The following is a 16399-nucleotide window of genomic DNA, read 5'->3' on the forward strand; positions in this document are numbered from 1 at the left end:
TTAATTTTCTTGATAAGTTTAAATAATCATCGTAACTTAGAGTATAGCTTCTCAGAAGTTTAAATAAAATTTAAAATGGAAAAATTGTTCTTAGTCCGCCACGGACAGTCACTCTGGAATCTGGAAAACAGATTTACAGGGTGGAAAGATATCGATATAACTGAAGCCGGTATTGAAGAAGCAAAAAAAGCAGGTCTTGCTTTAAAAGGAGAAAAAATAGATATTGCTTTCACTTCTGCATTGATCAGAGCACAGCATACCTTATCCATCATCCTGAATGAAATAGGAAACCCCAATATACCAATCGTTAAAGATAAAGCGCTCAATGAGCGTTCTTACGGAAATCTGGAAGGATTAAATAAAGCAGAAACCGCTCTGAAATATGGTGATGAACAGGTTCATGCCTGGCGCAGATCATTTGATGTAGTTCCGCCGGGCGGAGAAAGTCTTAAAGATACGTACAACAGAGTAATTCCCTATTTTGAAAGCCAGATAAGACCATTATTAAAAAAGGGTGAAAATGTATTGATTGTCGCTCATGGAAATAGTCTCCGCGCACTGATCATGTACCTTGAACATCTGTCTCCTGAAGAAATTTTAGAAAGAGAAATAGCTACAGGCTTTCCACTGACTTATGTTTTTGATGAAAAGTTTCGTGTAAGCCGGAAGGTCAGCTGATTCAATTAATATAACGTAATTTTAAACATTAAATTTTCAATTATAAAGCGTGTTTATAGCAACCAAAAGCATTTCTGTCCAAAATGAAACTTTCATTCTGACCAATCAGCGTGCGGTATTCCGGGAAAGGGAAAAAGCCCTTATCCTTTCTGATCTTCACATCGGAAAAACAGCGCATTTCCGAAAAAATGGTATTGCACTGGCCAACCATATTATGAAAAGCGATCTGAAAAGATTATCAGCACTGATTGAATTCTTTCAGCCTGAAAAATTTATTGTAGTTGGAGATCTGCTTCATGCAGGGGACAATTCTGATGTGGATGAATTCTGTACATGGAAAAACCAATATCCCAATCTACAATTTTATCTTATTGAAGGAAATCATGACCGAATCCCGAAAGCATTGGAGAAAAAATTATGTTTCCATCACAAATCTGAATGGCTGGAAGTAGATGGTATTACCTTTATTCACGATTTTGATACAGCCAGATCCGGATTTCAGGTTACCGGACATATTCATCCCGGAATTGTGCTGAATTCTGCTGTAAAAAATATCAGGCTTCCCTGCTTTGCGCTCAGCAGCAATCAGTTATTACTTCCGGCTTTCAGTGAATTTACAGGATTGGATACTAAAAATTTACCTAAGAAAAGTACATTTTTTGTGTTTACAGATGCTGAGATTTATGAAATTTGATAAAGCTTTTTAATATAAACAGAATAAAGGCAGGTTTTTATCTGCCTTTATAACACCACCTTCTTCATTTATCAATCCTTGTCAAGGTTTTAAACCTTGACAAGGATTGCTCACTAAAATAAAATGATTAGTAAAATTTTAATTTTTCTTGCTTAAACGGATACTGTATAGAGTAATCAATACGGTGACCACCAAAAATAAAGCTCCAATCCAAGGTGTACTCGCCAATCCTAATGAGGAGGTCACAATCATTCCTCCCACATAAGATCCGATTGCAATACCCATATTAAAGGCAGCAATATTAATCCCTGAAGCTACATCCTCAGTTCCCGGAAGTTCTTTCTCTGCAATCTGTACCACTAATAGCTGAAGCCCGGGAACGGAAGCAAATGATAATGCTCCTAAAAAGAAAAGTGTAATAATACTTAATACCGGACTGCTTACAGTAAAATAAAATGCAAGCAATATCAATCCCTGGGCAGCAAACATCCATAGAAGGGCTTTTAGAGGATTTTTATTTGCAATTTTTCCTCCAACAAGATTTCCCAGGGCAATGGCAATTCCATAAATCAAAAGGATAAAAGTGACGGTTGACTCCTGAAACCCTGTAATTTTCTGTAAAATAGGTGACAGATAAGTAAAAACTACAAATGTTCCTCCGTATCCCATAGCTGTCATTAAAAAGGCAAAAATCAGACGTCTGTTTCCCAATACCTTAAACTGACTTTTTAAAGAAGCTGTTTTTCCATTTTTCAGGTTGTTGGGAACCAATAATAAACTGGCAATTAATCCAATAATCCCAAGGATTGAAACCCCAATGAAAGTTGCTCTCCAACCAAAATGCTGTCCTATGAAAGTTCCTAGCGGAACTCCTGTTACAATGGCGAGTGTAAGCCCGGCAAACATAATGGAAATGGCAGTTGCTCGTTTCTCCTCAGGAACTAATGAGGCTGCAATGGTAGAACCAATGGAAAAATAAACCCCATGAGCAAATCCCGTGAGGATTCTTGCCAGCACTAAAGTAATAAAGCCGGGGGCAATAGATGCCAGACCGTTTCCGATAACAAACAACAGCATGATGGAAACCAAAAGTGTCTTGCGTGGAATTTTCCCCGTTAATGCTGTTAATACCGGAGCCCCAATAGCCACTCCTATCGCATAAAGACTTACCAACAGTCCTGCTGAAGGAATCGTGATCCCTAAATCAGAAGCTACTGTTGGAAGCAGGCCTACAATTACAAATTCCGTAGTTCCTATTCCAAAGGCACTTATCGTTAATGCCCATAAAGCTGCAGGGAGACCTTTTTTAGCAGCCTGTGTTGCAGTATTAATCTGTATTTCTTTTTGATAATTCATTGTCTTGTATTTTGTTGATATTGACAAGGCAAATTTCCGACGAATAATTGTATTATAAAAATTATTTAAATTGTATCAATATATCAGAATAATGATAGTTTTATTTTAAATTTAAAATTTGTTCCTTTGTAGAATAATCAGCTATTTTAATGAAGAAATCAGAAGCCACCCGTCTTACTATTCTCCAGAAAGCGTTCGAATTGATCTATGTGAAAGGTTTCCAGACTACAAGCATTGATGAGATTATTGCAACGACTCAGGTGACGAAGGGGGCCTTTTATTATCATTTTAAAACCAAAGATGAAATGGGACTGGCTATTATCAATGAATTGATGAAACCCAATTTCAGACGCAACTTCATTGAATCTCTTCAGAATAATAAAAATCCATTGGATAATATTTATGAGATCATCTACAACCTTCTGATGGAAACTGACTTTTTAAAAGTTGAATATGGCTGTCCTACTTCTAATTTTGTACAGCAAATGGCGCCATGGCACAACGCCTTTACTCAAGCTTTGCACGAACTTTCAAAAGAATGGGAAAATGCTTTCGCAGAAAGTATAGAAAAAGGTAAGGAAGCAGGAATCATTAAGAAAGATATAAGTGCAAGAGAAGTAAGCATTTTTGTCATTTCCGGCTATTGGGGTGTCCGAAACCTTGGAAAAGTTGAAAATTCTAAAGAGGTATATCTTGTTTATTTAAAAGGACTTAAATCGTATTTTAAAACCCTTCAATAATTTTTTTGACTAAAAACATACTAATTAGTATGTTTTTATTATACCTTTGCTCTGTTCAAAAAAATAAACAATGTATCAAACCTTAACTTTTTTACATTCTCAGACCCGCTGGCTGGTTTTAATAAGCCTGATGTATGCAATCTTCCGCTCTTATAAAGGATATTCCTCCGACAGGAAATTTACCGGAACTGATAACGCTGTGAGACACTGGACGGCTACAATAGCTCATGTACAATTAATTATCGGAATGATATTCTATTTCAAAAGTCCTGTGGTCCAATATTTTTGGAAAAATTTTAATGAAGCCAAAGAATCTTTTGAACACCTGTTTTTCGGGTTGATTCATATTTCATTGATGATTACAGCTGTTGTGATGATCACTATCGGTTCCGCTTTAGCCAAAAGAAAACCTTCAGACAAAGACAAATTTAAAACCATGGGGATCTGGTTTTCTATAGCACTGATCATTATTTTCATTGCTGTTCCGTGGCCTTTTTCTCCTTTAGCAAACAGACCTTATTTCAGATAATTATGATGGATTTATTCAAAACAAAAATCGGCCGGCTAAGAATTCTGGCGATTCTGGAAGGCATTTCACTGCTAAGTTTAGTATGCATTGCCGTTCCTATGAAATACTGGATGGGGAACCCATTATTTGTACGATTAATAGGCCCCGTTCATGGAACATTATTCCTACTTTTTCTGTTCAATACGCTGAGTGTCGGCGTAGAACAAAGCTGGAAATTTAAAGAAATAACATGGAAAGTAATTCTTGCCTGTTTTATTCCTTTTGGAACATTCTATATTGACAAAAAAATCCTGAGCAAACTATGAAAAGTGTGCTTATATTCTGTGGAATAGCTTTTATACTGTATATTGTGTATAGGATTTATCAGTTTCAGACCTTAGATAACGGATTGCCTGAACTGATCAAAAAAGGAGCAGTCATTCTTGATGTGAGAACTGAAAAAGAATACGAAACGGGACACATAGAAGGTTCTGTTAATATTTCATTAGGAACAATCAGAGAGCGGTATATAGAATTGAATCCTGAAAAAACATACATTACAGTATGTTCCCATGGACTTCGAAGTGTAAAAGCAGAAAATATCCTGAAAGAAAGAGGCTTCAAACATATTTATAACGGCGGTGCCTGGAGTGATCTCCAAAAAACAATCAATCCATAAATGAATAAATAAACCCTCCTTGAACTTTGTCGCGGGAGGGTTTATATTTTTAAACCGTTTTATCATCCAGCCATATAACTTTTTGCTCAGATGAGTGCTTCTGCCCTATGATATCTCTATATAATTCAGGTCTTCGGGCCTTAATATACCTGTATCCTCCTGCCTGAGTAAGTTTTTCAGTAGTAATAACCGCAGATTCAAAACTGTTTTCCCATGACCGGCATTCTGCAATACAATCTCCAAAAGGATCTATAATCATAGAACATCCGTTTTTCAGCTGGTCATCATCCATACCGACAGGATTTGAAAAAACAATATAAGCGCCGTTATCATAGGCTCTTGCCGGAAGCCATTTCATCAGCCAATCTCTCCCCTTCATACCATCAAATTCTAAACGCAAAGAGGTAGGATCTGCTTCCCTGTTCTCCCAAAGCTGAGGATCAACAAAACCAGCTCCCGGCCTCGTGGAAGGAGTACACATGGTAACATGGGGCATAAAAATAATTTCGGCACCAAGAAGCCTCGTCGCTCTTACATTTTCAATGATATTGTTATCATAGCAGATGAGAATACCACACTTCCAGCCCATGATATCAAATATACAATACTCATTGCCGGGTGTAAGATGGGGATTGATAAAAGGATGTAATTTTCTGTACTTAGCCTTCAGCCCTGTTTTATCAACACATACATACGCTTTAAAAAGATGATCATGCTCATCTTTTTCAAACAGTCCGGCTAATATGGTGATGTCATTCTGAGCGGCAATATCCTGCAATCTTTGAATACTCTCCCCTTCCGGAATACGTTCTGCAATATCAAGGAGCTGCTCTCTGGAAAGTTTCCGTGCAAAAGTATACCCTGTAATGGAACATTCATGAAAAGCAATGACATGAGATCCCTGGGAAGCGGCCTGGCTGGCCAGTTTTTCTATGACAGACAGATTATAAGCCTTATCACCACTTCTATTTTCAAATTGTGCGGTTGAAATTTTAATATTCATTGATTTTTTTAAGCAAAGCTAGATAGCTCAGCCTCTAAAAAATTGTATAAAACCGACAAGCTTATTTATAGTTCAATGAAATTGACAGCCATTTTATTTTCTGTTTTCAAATACTGTTTGGGAGTAAGCCCGATATTGTTTTTAAATTCCCTGATAAGATGGGACTGATCGGAATAACCTGCTTCATAGGAAAGCATCGTCATATTTTTATCATCAACACTTTTATTAACAAGGCTTAAAAAGTAATGAAGACGGATAATATTTCCATATTTTTTAGGGGATATTCCCATATGAAATTCAAATTTCCTTTCCAGATGACGTTCAGAATATCCTGTGAATTTTTCTAATTCTTTGGATGATACAACGCCTTTATTTTGAAGAATATATTGCTGTGTGGCCGCTATAATATGATGATCCGTGTTTATTGTTTCGGATAAAAATTCAGTAAAAAAAACATTAAGATCATTGATAACGGTCAAGGGATTTGTTTTCTTAAAAAGTTTTTCCTGAAATATTTCCAGTTTATCCTTTAAGACATCTTCAGCAGAGACAATCTGATCTCTACTCTCTTTGGCAGAAGTTTTTAAAAGGATATTTAAAAAATAGGGCTGAAATACAATGGCAATCAGCGAAAATTTTCCTTTTGAAGAGAAATCTTTATACCCATTTAAAGTTCCATAAAAAAAAGAAAGCGGCATCCGATCTTCTGAAACACCGGAATACAGATTCATATCTCCGGAGAGAATAAGCCCGGAACTGCCATCCGTAAACAGCCTTAAATTCCTTATATCCTTTTCAGAATTTTCCAAAAAGATATAATGCCTGATAAAAGGAGTCAAATGTTTAGGAGGCGAAATCTGCATTCATCAAATGTACATAAAACTTATGGGCAGAAAAAGAAACTGTTTTAATATTCAAATTCTCTCCAAAGATAAAATCCTGGCGCCTTATATCATAAAAAAATTATCCTTGCGTCTTTGCGATTTCCAACAAATACTCATAAGTTTTTGAAAAGAAATCCATTCCATGTACCACATTTTATTGTCTTTTGGTCAGGTATTTGAATGATTTAGTCTACATCAATCACTTAAAATATTATATTATGTCAACAAAGAATCTCAGCCATCTTGAGGCGATCAAAAAAATCAAGGAACTTTCAGAAAGTGCAAAAATATGTATGTTCTGTACAGAATTGGAAACCGTTCCTGTAAATTCAAGACCTATGACTCTTCAGGAAACGGATGACAATGGAAATCTCTGGTTTATCAGCAGTGAAACTAGTAACAAGAATTTTGAAATCAAAGAAGACCGAAGAGTACAGTTGTTTTTTATGAATAACAGTGATTCCCAATACCTTTCCGTGTACGGAGAAGCTTCTGTTTACAAGGATAAGGCGACCATAGAAGAAAAATGGTCTCCTTTAGCGAAAGCCTGGTTCGATGGAAAAGACGATCCCAATGTTACCATTATCCGTGTAGAACCTAAGGAAACTTACTATTGGGACACTAAAGCAGGAAAACTGGTCAGTCTCTTCAGCTTTGTTGCTTCTGCAATCACAGGGCATAAAACGAGCAATTCTGACGGTGTAGAGGGAAATGCAACCATTTAGAAAGTTCTGAATGGGCAATAAATTCTCTCAAAGATTTTACACATAAATGTAATTAGGAAGAAAACAAAAAACGAGGCTGTTTCAGAAAGTCAAATAATTGGCTTTTGTCATTCTGACAAAGGAAGAATCTCATTGATAACTAAATACACGAGATTCTTCACTACATTTCATTTCGTTCAGAATGACAGTTTTGAAACAGTCTCGTTTATACAACAAGATTAATATTCTATTTTTTCACATCTTCCATAGATGCTCCAAAATTAATATGAAGAACGTTACCATTAGGTGTTACTAAAGCTGGTACAGATTTTACGCCTGCCTTCTCAGCCTCTTCAATTTTGTTTCTGTCATTTCCTAAATGGATAATTTCAATATTTTCCAAACCTATAAGGTTGATAATATCATGTTCTGCACTGATACATACAGGACATCCTGCATGATAAAAAATGGATTTTTTCATAAGATTGTATTAATTAACAAGGGTTTTAATAATATTTTTTAATTCTTCAGTCTCTTTTTCCTGAAGAGGTTTTAAAGGACTTCTCAAATTTCCGCCGTTTTCACCCAGAATCGTAAGCCCTGATTTTACAGCTCTTGGCAATCCTTTATTGACAATAAATTTTAAAAGGTCAAACTGCTGGTAGAAAATAGTTTTTGCTTTTTCAAGATTCCCTTCCTCAATGGCGTTGTAAAGACTGATAGTAAGCTCTGGGATAAGATTCGGTGCAGCGGTACACCAACCTCTTGCTCCGGCACAAAAGGCGGCCAGTGCTAAAGGATTAGAACCGTTATAGAATGCCACTTCCTCTCCCAATTCTCTTCTTAAAAAGTGCATCCTTTGAATATCTCCTGTACTTTCCTTAATCATTGTTACATTAGGAATTTCAAGGAGTCTTTTCAATAAGGCTGGTGACATGTCTACTCCACTCGTTGCAGGATTGTTATAGGCCATAATCGGAATAGAAATTTTACGGGCTACCGCGTCATAATGAGTTACAATCTCATCATCTGTAAGTTTCCAGTAACTCATTGGGATAATCATCACCGCATCAGTGCCTGCTTTTTCTGCAAACTGAGCATGGTAAATTGTTTTTTCCGTTGTAAGATTGGAAACTCCCACCAGCGTCGGAATTCTTCCTTTTACCTGCTGTAAAGTAGCTTCCGTTACTTCTTCTTTTTCTTCATCAGATAAGTAAGGCATTACCCCTGTACTCCCCAATGGAGCAATTCCGTGACTTCCGGAAGTAACCAGTCTTTCTACCAGATGTTTGAAAAGAGGAATATTTACTTTTTCATTTTCATCAAAAGGTGTTATGGGATAGGCAATAATCCCTTTAAATGGAACATTTTTCATGTTTTGCTGATTTAAAATTTAAAATCCTGATATTAAAGGTCTCTGCCTTCCTCTTCTCTCAACGCAACACCCAGATTCTGCAGCTGAGGAGCATTTTCGCAGGCAATATATTTGGCTGGTTCTGTGTCACTAAGATTCTGATGCTTGTGCCATGCCCATGAAGGAATATATACGGCATCTCCAGCTTCCCAATGCACCCTTTCATCTTCTACTTCTGTCCAGCCTTTCCCTTCGATCACAAATAATACGGTTTCATAAGTATGACGGTGTCTGTTGGTTTGCTGTCCGGGAGTGAGTCCGCCAATCGTCATACTTACATTCTTACTTGGAAGATCTACAAAGAAAACCGGGTGTTTCCTTTCTGTTGAAAACTGATTGTGCTCTCCTGCATTTTCTACATTTTTATGAATCAAATGACTTGGTTTTACATACTTTGGTCTTGCAAAAGTTTCGTGAAAATCTTTAGAACTGAATTGTTTCTTATCCATGATTTTTAAATTATTATGGTTTTGTGCTTTATTGCATGACAAAATTATTTTATATTTGGACCATTCAAATGATTCAGTTTTTACATAAATAGATAGTCCAGATGCTTCGACCTTGGAAATTAGAATTAGAAATTGATAAAAAGCTTGCTAAAGCCGTTTATCTACAGATTGCAGATACAATCATTAGCGATATCCGTTCAGGAAGATTAAAAGCCGGAGATGCACTTCCCGGAAGCCGAAATCTTGCTCAGACTCTAAAAGTCAACAGAAATACTGTTGTAGAAGCTTATCAGGTTCTGATTAATGAAGAATGGGTGGTTTCCAAAGAGCGGAAAGGAATTTTTGTTTCTGAAAGCCTTCCTCCTTTGCATGAGAAAAATGCAACTAACACACATGGTTCTTTGAATCAGCAGATTATTTCCGGAGGAATGTTAATCAACTTTGATGATGGCCATCCGGACAGTAAAATTGCGCCGGTAACGGAGCTGGCAAGGGCTTACAGACAGATTTTCAGCATTAAAGCCAAGTGGCAGATGATGGGATATGGAAACGAGCATGGTGACACGGAATTCCGTAAAATGATCTCTCAGATGCTGAATCATCAGCGTGGAATGCACATTAATGAAAATGAAATTTCCATTACAAGAGGAAGCCAGATGGGTATGTTTCTGACCGCTCAGACTCTTTTAACCTCCGGTGACAACGTTATTGTGGAAGATCCGGGTTATCAGCCCGCATGGCAGGCTTTTAAATATGCAGGAGCACAGCTTTTGCCTGTACCTGTGGATAAAGAAGGAATCAATATTGAAGCTATTGAAAAGCTTTTGACAAAACATCAGAACATAAAAGCGATATATATTACTCCCCACAGACAATATCCTACAACAGTTACTCTAAGTTTGTCAAGAAGATTGAGACTTATTGAATTATCAAACCAATATAATATCACAATCATTGAAGATGATTATGACAATGAATTTCATTTCGGTTACCGCCCTATCCTGCCGATTTCAAGTTTTCCGGAACTTCAGCATTATGTATACATCGGAACTTTAAGCAAGGTTGTTGCGCCCGCTTTAAGGATCGGTTATCTGGCAACAAAAAATCAGGAACTATTGCAAAGAATTGGTGATTTGAGAAAGATTATCGATGTACATGGAGATGTAATCATGGAGCAGGCTGTTCTGCAGCTGATCAAAGAAGGGGCTGTAAAAAAACACATCAAAAAAGCAACCATCCATTATAAAAATAAAAGAGATTTTGTATTTGAACTGCTGATCAAACATATGAAAGGCATTGCAGACTTTACATTGCCTGAAGGCGGTCTTGCTTTCTGGATCACTCCAAAAGTTAAACTGGATTGGAATGCTGTAACCGCTCAGTTATTGGAAAAGAATATTAAGATCATTCACCCGAAACAATACAGCCAGAATCATGTGAACGGATTCAGGTTAAGCTACGGGGCGCTTTCTGAAGAGCAGCTGGAGCAAAGTATTCCAGTTATTTCAGAGGTTTTTGCTAAGTTTTTTTAATCTTTACAGAGCATAATGACAAAATCTGTGATTAGAGTATAGCCACAGATTTTATTTGAAATTTATTCTACTTCAAAGACCGCCTGAATTTCAACCGAAGAATTCACCGGAATTGAAGATGCTCCAAAAGTCGCTCTGGCATGTTTTCCTTTATCTCCGAAAACTTCAACGGCCAGATCAGAAGCAATATTCATCAAATCTGCATGTTTTGTATAATCGTCTTTTGTATTAAAAATTCCTGTAAGCTGCACACATTGCTTTACTCTGCTCAAATCTCCTCCCACAGCTTCTTTCAATACGGAAATAACGTTCAGCATAGTCACCTTTGTAGCGTCTTTTACCTGTTGTTCATTTACTTCAACGCCCAATTTTCCCGGATTGAGAATTTTTCCATCTTTCAAAGCAACCTGATTAATAAATACCAGATTTCCGGAACGGACAAACGGCTGATAGTTTCCTGCGGGTTTAGGAACCTGTGGAAGTATAATATTTTTTTGTCTCAGTATTTCATTAAAGTCCTGATGAGTTTCAGCGATAGGCGCGCTTTTTTTCGGGCGGGTATCTTTCAGAGCCAATGCTATTTTTGCAAAGTTTTTCCCTTGAAGCTCAGCAATATTCCGTTCTCCTTTGGTAGGTCTCTCCACATCTTTTAAAGAAGCCATACTTGTCACTCCTAAAACTGTATTTCCCTGTGGAATAGCTTTGTTTAGCTCTTCTGTTCCACGAATTCCGTTAGACACCAATACCATTCCGTGGACAGCAAGACTGTTCCAGAATGCCTGAAGTGCAAGCTCCTTTCCTGCTCCGCTCCCCGCTGACATAAAAACAGTAGCCGGAACTCCTTCCAAAGCGTGATTGGTCCAAAGCTGAACGGTTTTAGATAAAAATTCACTCATTCCTGTACTGATATTCCCGAAATAAACCGGTGAACCAAAAGCAATTCCATCGTAGTTTGTCAGTTCATCTGCCGTTGCTACAGGCAGATTTTTCAGATTGGGATGTTGGGAAGCTTTGACTAATTTGATATAAGGAACTGCATTATTTTCGCTTTCAATGCCTTTGGCAATCTCTTTGGCCAGTTCATAGGTTCCGCCATTATCAGAATGGATAAGAACAAGTATTTTAGCTTTATTTTGTGCCATGATGTTGGTGATATTAGATAATAAAATTAAAATAAAAAAAAGACATAATTTTTTCATTCAGAATAAGATATAAGTTAATATTTTTTGTTGCGATAATTCTTTTTTACTGTCTGTTATCTTGATTATACAAAATTACTATTGTCGTTTTTATTAAATTTGCCAAAATATACATACAAAACGACAATATGAAATGTGGACTGATTGAAAAAACAGAAAGCCAATTTGTAGATTCCATCGAAAAAGAAGCTTATGTATGGTGTGAAAAAAACTGGAAACATGATGACTATGAACATCAGCATAACCGTGCCCAGCTTACATTTGTGGAAGAAGGTTACCAATATTTCCATATCGACAGGAAGATTTATCTTGTTCCGCAGCATCATGTCATCTGGATTCCGTCTGAAAAAGCCCACAAAATAACTTCTGAAGCACAAACGGTGAATCTGATGGTTTTTCTGTTCAAGTCTGTTTTTGAAGATGAATTTTATCAGAATGTACAGGTATTTGCCGTTCCTCCTGTTCTAAAAGAAATGCTTTTGTATGCTTCAAAATGGAACCAGTCATTGGATGAAAATGAAGAACAGGACCTATTTTTCAAAGCTATTTTAAAAAGCCTTCCCAACTTCTGCAAAGAAAGCAGCGGACTAGAGATCCCTGTTCCTACGGATACCAGATTGATTCCTGTATGTAATGATATCAATGTTCATTTTAAATATAACCTGGATATTGATTCATTAGCTGGAAAAGCACAAATGTCTGTAAGGAGCCTTCAGCGGATTTTTAAAAATGAAACCGGAATTACCCTGCAAAAATACCTGCAGCTGACAAGGATTTTAAAAAGCATAGAGCTGATCGATACCAGACAATATACTTTAAGTGAAGTTGCTTATAAAGTAGGCTATCAAAGTCTCTCCGCCTTCACATCATCCTATTTTGTCATCATGCAGGTAAAGCCAAAAATCAATAAAAACTAATGAGTTTCAGTATGAGGTATTGTCACTTTAAAGGTTGGTCATCGCTGCAAAAAGTGTATTCTTCAGACCTGATAGTATTTTATTTTAAGATTAAAAGCCTGTTGAGCTCACTTTTAAAACATCCCAGAATAAATTCCGTATAATACAGCTGGGCATTCAGGGCTTGTGTTTTTGGGTGAAGTTCAAGCTTTTTAGTCAGAATGATCTCCCCTTTATAGGAAAATGAGAAATATGCAAAAATTTTATAGCCGGAACTCCGGTTCGGTGTACAGTAGCCGGTTGTGGCAATAGACCAATCCGATTCGTAGAGCCTTGCAACGTTTAATGCCATGGTCTCTGCAACATTTTCTGAAACACAGTCACATTCTTCAGCTTCCTGTCTGTTGACTTTTAATATTCTTACTTTTTCCGGTAAAGAATAGGTTGTCATGCCTCCTTTATAGAACATAGAAGCATTAGGCATCTGTGAGAAAGCCAGCTGTAAACATCCTGAAGTAACACTTTCTGCAACGGAAATGGTCTCGTCAATGGTCATGAATGACTGACTTATATATTCAAGAAGATTTTGTTGAAATTCCATAATATTATATTTTGAATGAGGTTTAAAATTAGCTTGAGGAAATGAAAAAGAGAGGTTCAAAAAGCTGCTGAATGAATAAAACAGCAGCTTTCAAAACCCAAATATTTAATATGGTGTGAAAGGTATTTTAATACTTATGAATTTCTCTCCATTTCAAGATCCCATACTCTGTGTTGGGCAATAGCATTAATAAATTTATCTGCAGGATTTCCATCTTCCCATGTAATGATTCCAGGATCATCATGTTGTCTGGCTGATACATTGGAATGATGATAAAGAGCCTGTGTATCTGTACCGAAATAAATTGCCTTACAATGTCTGTAAGCTTCATTGATAAAATGCAGCACATGATGTTTATTTTCTGAAATCATCAGTTCTTTTACAGAATCCGCACCTGAACAGATATAAAGTGCATCAAAACAGACACTGGCTGTATTGGTCAGAGAATGTTTCGGGGTCAGGTCTGTGCCATCATTGGTTTTTATATGAGCAAGACTTGGCGCAATCAATTCAACTTTGGCACCTTCTGCTTCAAGTTTTGCCTTAAGATCGCTGACAGCTCCTCCATCAGCACCATTGTCCAGAATAAATCCTATTTTTCTGCTTTTAATCGTATTCTTAACGGTATGTCTCATGCTTAAAGCATCAGAAGTTTTTGTATTAGGGTCCCTTTCTTCGCTCTGAAGCTCTACAATATTACTGTCTGCCGGCAAACTTTGGTTGGGCCATTCTAATTTTTTGACTTCTACCCCTAATTTTTCTGCAACCCTCCAGGCCAAAGACATATCAATAAAAGCCAGCTGCCCTACCATTCTTTCTCTAATTTCAGGACGATTCACTTTAGACAATTCAAAGATCAATGCATTCTGAAGGTGAGTTTTTTCCGGTGTCGACTGGCTGTTGTAGAATAGTTTAGCCTGTGAATAATGATCTACAAAGCTTTTGCTTCTTTCCCTGATCTTTACCCCAGAAACTCTTTCCTGCTGGGAAGCAAAACCTCCTTCAGACATCATCGCCTGAAAAGGACATCCACCTCCTATGGAATTGGGTTCATAGCTCGTTTTTCCTTTGACAATCTGCTGTCTCATGTGTCCGTCCCTTTGATTATTATAAACGGTATTGATAGACCTGTTAATCGGGATTTCATGGAAATTGGGTGATCCCAGTCTTGACAGCTGAGTATCAGTATATGAAAATAATCTTCCCTGCAGCAGCGGGTCATTCGTGAAATCTATTCCGGGAATGATATGTCCGGGATGAAAAGCTACCTGTTCCGTTTCTGCAAAGAAATTATCCGGATTTTTGTTCAGGGTTAATGTTCCTACCATTTCTACGGGAACTTCTTCTTCAGGAACCAGTTTGGTAGGATCAAGAAGATCAAAATCAAATTTGTGCTCATCTTCTTCAGGAATCAGCTGTACACCAAAATCCCATTCAGGATAATCACCGTTTTCAATGGCTTCCCAAAGGTCTCTTTTGTGAAAATCAGAATCTACTCCTGAAATAATCTGAGCTTCGTTCCAGGCTACAGAGTGTACTCCCAATTTTGGTTTAAAATGAAATTTCACAAAATGTACTTTTCCTTCCTCATTAATGAATTTGAAAGAATGTACCCCGAAGCCTTCCATCATTCTCAGACTTCTCGGAATAGCTCTGTCGCTCATCACCCACATAATCATGTGCATACTTTCAGGCATGAGTGAAATAAAATCCCAAAATGTATCATGTGCCGAAGCGGCCTGCGGAATTTCATTATCTGGTTCCGGTTTTACAGCGTGTACAAGGTCCGGAAATTTCATAGCATCCTGAATAAAAAACACAGGTATATTATTGGCCACCAAATCATAATTTCCTTCATCAGTATAGAATTTCACCGCAAAACCTCTTGCATCTCTTGCGAGATCTGTACTCCCTTTACTTCCTGCTACAGTTGAAAATCTTACAAAAACAGGTGTTTCTTTTCCCAGTTCTGTTAAAAATTTTGCTTTGGTATAGGCTGCAAGGCTTTTGTTAAGTTTAAAAACGCCATGGGCACCGGAACCTCTTGCATGCACTACTCTTTCGGGAATCCTTTCGTGATCAAAGTGGGTAATCTTTTCTCTCAGAATAAAATCTTCCAGTAATGAAGGGCCGCGTTCTCCGGCTTTTAAAGAATCCTGATTATTATTAATCTTTAAACCCTGATTGGTGGTCAGTTTTTCATTTTCATTGGAAGTACTATGTACATCCAGCTGTTCTGCTTTTTTGTTGTGTTTGTTGGTTTCCATATTCATAATCTTTTTGTGGTTGGTGTTCAAAGCAGTGAGATAAGGAAATATTCTGCAGAATTAATCTGCCTTTTTTTCCAGAATTTCAAGAAGCCTGTTGATATATTCTTCCTCCTTCAGTACTTTATAGTAGGCTGTTTTAGCATACAAAGTGAAATCCGGGGATTCAAATCTTATTTCATCATCCATATCAGTGCTTTCCATGCTGTTTTTGGTATGAAACTCACGGATATGAAGGATATATTCTTCCATATAAGCATCTATTACTCTTTTCAGAACCTCACACTGAGCATTGTTTTTAATCTTTTCCAATGATTTGATCAGAAAAGCTGTAACTCCGTAAGAATTGATAATAAGCGGAAATAAAGACTCATTTTCTAGAGCATTATTTTTATCATTCAACCCTGAATGTTGTAAAGTGTCGTTTTCAAATATCATATTCAAAAAAGGTATTAGTTATGAGAAGCTTTTAAATATTGCTCAAAATAATGGAGGTCATTTTTATCTTTGATAGACAGATAAAACATGATCTGTTCCGGCTCTTTTAATCCGATACTGTTGAAGCAGTCAAAATGAGCAATTAATGCCTGTATACTTTCAATATCAATATCTTTCAGGATAATGAATAAAAGAAATATATTTTCTTTTATTTCTTTGGCATAGATTGCTGCTCCGTCCCCAAAACATGTTCCTGAGTGGGTGATTTTTATAAAATCTTTGTGTCTCAGCGTTTTTATTATTTTCTGGCCATCCATATATTTTGATTTCATGGTTGAAACAAGCCATGTAGAACAA

Annotated in this window: 20 protein-coding genes; 9 read left to right on the forward strand and 11 right to left on the reverse strand. The window is 37.0% G+C overall.

Annotated elements, in window-relative coordinates:
- Positions 1 to 75: 75 nt before the first annotated feature.
- Together ACTJIP_RS13295 and pdeM are read left to right on the forward strand one after the other, a co-directional pair.
- On the forward strand, positions 76 to 678 hold the full coding sequence (locus ACTJIP_RS13295; RefSeq protein WP_440704696.1) for a 2,3-bisphosphoglycerate-dependent phosphoglycerate mutase: 603 nt from the start codon (positions 76 to 78) through the stop codon (positions 676 to 678).
- Positions 679 to 727: 49 nt separating this feature from the next.
- Positions 728 to 1372: a ligase-associated DNA damage response endonuclease PdeM gene (pdeM, locus tag ACTJIP_RS13300; protein WP_219072675.1), complete on the forward strand. Its 645-nt coding sequence runs from the start codon at positions 728 to 730 to the stop codon at positions 1370 to 1372.
- A gap of 138 nt (positions 1373 to 1510) precedes the next feature.
- On the opposite strand, the gene ACTJIP_RS13305 is transcribed toward pdeM, so the two are convergent.
- Complete coding sequence (locus tag ACTJIP_RS13305) at positions 1511 to 2728, reverse strand: MFS transporter (RefSeq protein WP_180563728.1); 1218 nt, start codon at positions 2726 to 2728, stop codon at positions 1511 to 1513.
- A gap of 149 nt (positions 2729 to 2877) precedes the next feature.
- Between ACTJIP_RS13305 and ACTJIP_RS13310 the strand changes: the two genes are divergently transcribed.
- The 4 genes from ACTJIP_RS13310 (at position 2878) to ACTJIP_RS13325 (ending at position 4655) form a co-directional block, all read left to right on the forward strand.
- A complete protein-coding gene (locus ACTJIP_RS13310; RefSeq protein ID WP_077417452.1) occupies positions 2878 to 3468 on the forward strand; it encodes a TetR/AcrR family transcriptional regulator in 591 nt (196 codons plus the stop codon).
- A gap of 70 nt (positions 3469 to 3538) precedes the next feature.
- Positions 3539 to 3997 carry a hypothetical protein gene (locus ACTJIP_RS13315; RefSeq protein WP_077417454.1) on the forward strand — a complete coding sequence of 153 codons (459 nt, stop codon included), beginning with the start codon at positions 3539 to 3541 and terminating at the stop codon, positions 3995 to 3997.
- Positions 3998 to 3999: 2 nt separating this feature from the next.
- The gene (locus ACTJIP_RS13320) at positions 4000 to 4302 is read left to right on the forward strand and encodes a DUF3817 domain-containing protein (protein ID WP_077417456.1); all 303 of its coding nucleotides are present in this window, start codon (positions 4000 to 4002) and stop codon (positions 4300 to 4302) included.
- The gene (locus tag ACTJIP_RS13325) at positions 4299 to 4655 is read left to right on the forward strand and encodes a rhodanese-like domain-containing protein (RefSeq protein WP_077417458.1); all 357 of its coding nucleotides are present in this window, start codon (positions 4299 to 4301) and stop codon (positions 4653 to 4655) included. The genes ACTJIP_RS13320 and ACTJIP_RS13325 overlap by 4 nt, the downstream gene beginning before the upstream one ends.
- A gap of 49 nt (positions 4656 to 4704) precedes the next feature.
- Here the strand turns inward: ACTJIP_RS13325 and ACTJIP_RS13330 are convergent, their stop codons facing one another.
- Both ACTJIP_RS13330 and ACTJIP_RS13335 read right to left on the reverse strand, forming a co-directional pair.
- On the reverse strand, positions 4705 to 5658 hold the full coding sequence (locus tag ACTJIP_RS13330) for a nitrilase family protein (RefSeq protein ID WP_180563726.1): 954 nt from the start codon (positions 5656 to 5658) through the stop codon (positions 4705 to 4707).
- Between the two features lie 65 nt (positions 5659 to 5723).
- Positions 5724 to 6521 carry a helix-turn-helix domain-containing protein gene (locus ACTJIP_RS13335; protein WP_428169075.1) on the reverse strand — a complete coding sequence of 266 codons (798 nt, stop codon included), beginning with the start codon at positions 6519 to 6521 and terminating at the stop codon, positions 5724 to 5726.
- Between the two features lie 239 nt (positions 6522 to 6760).
- Between ACTJIP_RS13335 and ACTJIP_RS13340 the strand changes: the two genes are divergently transcribed.
- Positions 6761 to 7267, forward strand: coding sequence for a pyridoxamine 5'-phosphate oxidase family protein (locus ACTJIP_RS13340; RefSeq protein ID WP_440704697.1), 507 nt, complete (start codon positions 6761 to 6763; stop codon positions 7265 to 7267).
- Positions 7268 to 7493: 226 nt separating this feature from the next.
- Here ACTJIP_RS13340 and ACTJIP_RS13345 read toward each other — a convergent pair whose 3' ends face one another.
- From ACTJIP_RS13345 to ACTJIP_RS13355, 3 genes are read right to left on the reverse strand one after another with little or no spacing between them, the layout of a single operon-like run.
- The gene (locus ACTJIP_RS13345; RefSeq protein WP_077417465.1) at positions 7494 to 7727 is read right to left on the reverse strand and encodes a thioredoxin family protein; all 234 of its coding nucleotides are present in this window, start codon (positions 7725 to 7727) and stop codon (positions 7494 to 7496) included.
- Positions 7728 to 7736: 9 nt separating this feature from the next.
- Positions 7737 to 8621: a dihydrodipicolinate synthase family protein gene (locus tag ACTJIP_RS13350; protein ID WP_440704698.1), complete on the reverse strand. Its 885-nt coding sequence runs from the start codon at positions 8619 to 8621 to the stop codon at positions 7737 to 7739.
- A 32-nt stretch (positions 8622 to 8653) separates the two neighbouring features.
- Entirely contained in the window at positions 8654 to 9109 is a 456-nt protein-coding gene (locus ACTJIP_RS13355) for a cupin domain-containing protein (RefSeq protein ID WP_034698222.1), read from the reverse strand.
- Between the two features lie 101 nt (positions 9110 to 9210).
- On the opposite strand from ACTJIP_RS13355, the gene pdxR reads away from it, so the two are divergent.
- A complete protein-coding gene (pdxR, locus tag ACTJIP_RS13360) occupies positions 9211 to 10641 on the forward strand; it encodes a MocR-like pyridoxine biosynthesis transcription factor PdxR (RefSeq protein ID WP_180563723.1) in 1431 nt (476 codons plus the stop codon).
- 62 nt (positions 10642 to 10703) lie between these two features.
- Here the strand turns inward: pdxR and ACTJIP_RS13365 are convergent, their stop codons facing one another.
- Complete coding sequence (locus tag ACTJIP_RS13365) at positions 10704 to 11840, reverse strand: Atu1372/SO_1960 family protein (protein ID WP_219072671.1); 1137 nt, start codon at positions 11838 to 11840, stop codon at positions 10704 to 10706.
- 128 nt (positions 11841 to 11968) lie between these two features.
- Here ACTJIP_RS13365 and ACTJIP_RS13370 point away from each other — a divergent pair, with 128 nt between their 5' ends.
- Positions 11969 to 12757, forward strand: a complete 789-nt coding sequence (locus ACTJIP_RS13370; RefSeq protein WP_440704699.1) for an AraC family transcriptional regulator — start codon at positions 11969 to 11971, stop codon at positions 12755 to 12757.
- Between the two features lie 79 nt (positions 12758 to 12836).
- On the opposite strand, the gene ACTJIP_RS13375 is transcribed toward ACTJIP_RS13370, so the two are convergent.
- From ACTJIP_RS13375 to ACTJIP_RS13390, 4 genes are all read right to left on the reverse strand, one after another.
- Positions 12837 to 13337: a CinA family protein gene (locus ACTJIP_RS13375; protein WP_077417475.1), complete on the reverse strand. Its 501-nt coding sequence runs from the start codon at positions 13335 to 13337 to the stop codon at positions 12837 to 12839.
- 134 nt (positions 13338 to 13471) lie between these two features.
- A complete protein-coding gene (locus ACTJIP_RS13380) occupies positions 13472 to 15610 on the reverse strand; it encodes a catalase (RefSeq protein ID WP_440704700.1) in 2139 nt (712 codons plus the stop codon).
- A 54-nt stretch (positions 15611 to 15664) separates the two neighbouring features.
- Entirely contained in the window at positions 15665 to 16042 is a 378-nt protein-coding gene (locus tag ACTJIP_RS13385) for a hypothetical protein (protein WP_077417479.1), read from the reverse strand.
- Between the two features lie 14 nt (positions 16043 to 16056).
- Positions 16057 to 16374 carry a hypothetical protein gene (locus ACTJIP_RS13390; protein ID WP_077417481.1) on the reverse strand — a complete coding sequence of 106 codons (318 nt, stop codon included), beginning with the start codon at positions 16372 to 16374 and terminating at the stop codon, positions 16057 to 16059.
- Positions 16375 to 16399: the final 25 nt, after the last annotated feature.

The organism is Chryseobacterium sp. 22543, assembly GCF_052044565.1.
Taxonomy (GTDB): domain Bacteria; phylum Bacteroidota; class Bacteroidia; order Flavobacteriales; family Weeksellaceae; genus Chryseobacterium.